Here is a 1,460-nt window from a genome sequence, read left to right on the forward strand (position 1 = left end):
CCCCAATACTGTTCAGATAGTATTTTTAAAGCCATAATCCTCATCCATCGAAGCTTCAATGGATGAGGGTGATGGCCAGAACACGCAAGACGCTGCCGTCGAGAGTTGACGTTGCGCATTTGATCAGCGCCGGGGTGCTGGCCAGCGTGTGTCCACGGACGTTGATCGAAGAAGTGTTGGCCGAGACCGGCAAGGCCAGCCAGCGGGAGCGGCTGCTGCCCGCGCCGGCAGTGGTGTATTACGTGATGGCGCTGGCGCTGTGGCGCGAAGCGCCGCTGGAGGAAGTGCTGCGCGTGGTGTGCGAAGGCCTGCAATGGCTCGGCGGCGGCCACACTGAGGCGGTGCAGGCCAGCAAGTCCGCGATCTCGCAGGCGCGCAGCCGGCTGGGCCCCGAGGTCATGCGCCAATTGGCCGATCGGGTGCTGCGCCCGCTGGCCGCGCCGGGGGCGCCAGGGGCGTGGTACCGGGGATTGCGCGTGATGGCCCTGGACGGCAGCTGCATGGACGTGGCCGACGAGGCGGCCAACGCCAAGTTCTTCGGCTACCCGGGCGCCTCGCGCGGCCAAAGCGCCTTCCCGCAGGCGCGCGTTCTGGGCCTGGTGGAATGCGGCACGCACGCGGTGGTGGCAGCCGGCATCGCACCCTACGGCCACAGCGAGCAGGTCATGGCCGCCCAGTTGCTGCCCGCCAAGCTCACGCCCGAGATGCTGGTGCTGGCCGACCGCAACTTCTACGGCTTCAAGCTCTGGCAGACCGCCTGCGCTACGGGCGCCAAGCTGGCCTGGCGGGTCAAATCCAACCTCAAGCTGCCGGTAGAGCAGATGTTGCCCGATGGCTCGTACCTGAGCCGCGTGTTCGACAGCGACGACCGCGCGCGGCGCGCAGGGCAAACGGTGCGTGTGATCGACTACGCGCTCGAGGGCTCGGCCACGCCGGCGCAGGGCAGCTACCGGCTGCTGACCAACCTCCTGGACCCCGATGCGGCGCCGGCCCTGGAGCTGGCCGCGCTGTACCACGAGCGCTGGGAGATCGAGGGGGTGTTCGATGAGTTCAAGACGCATTTGCGCGCCAACAGCACGGTGCTGCGCAGCAAGACGCCCGAGCTGGTGCAGCAGGAGCTGTGGGGGCTGCTGCTGGCGCACTTTGCGATTCGCCAGTTGATGGCGCAGGCGGCCTGGGCGCGCGAACTCGATCCGGATCGCCTGAGCTTCATGCACGCCGTGCGCGTGATCAAGCGCAAGATGCCGCAAGCTGCGGCCGTTTCCCCCTGAGCGTTTGCCTGCCTGGCGCGAGGCCCTGCTGGCCGAGATCGCGCGCGGGCGCTGCGTGAGCAGTCGTGGGCGCCTGAACCCGCGCGGCGTCAAGCGCAAGATGAGCAACTTCAATGTTCGGCATCGCGGCGCAGCGCTCCATTTGCGGCATCAGCCAGTGCCGGTGCTTCGTATCTGAACAGTATTTAT

Annotated in this window: 1 protein-coding gene; it reads left to right on the top strand. The window is 67.2% G+C overall.

The features are described 5' to 3' along the window. Positions 1 to 62: 62 nt before the first annotated feature. Positions 63 to 1,271: an IS4-like element ISBvi1 family transposase gene (locus CSE6_RS25890; protein WP_011517431.1), complete on the top strand. Its 1,209-nt coding sequence runs from the start codon at positions 63 to 65 to the stop codon at positions 1,269 to 1,271. Positions 1,272 to 1,460: the final 189 nt, after the last annotated feature.

Source organism: Comamonas sp. E6, from assembly GCF_001010305.1.
Taxonomy (GTDB): Bacteria; Pseudomonadota; Gammaproteobacteria; order Burkholderiales; family Burkholderiaceae_C; genus Comamonas; species Comamonas thiooxydans.

What these genes read in the sequence shown, in the direction of transcription:
- CSE6_RS25890 (WP_011517431.1), top strand. Translation starts at nt 63, where the DNA reads ATGAGGGTGATGGCCAGAACACGCAAGACGCTGCCGTCGAGAGTTGAC.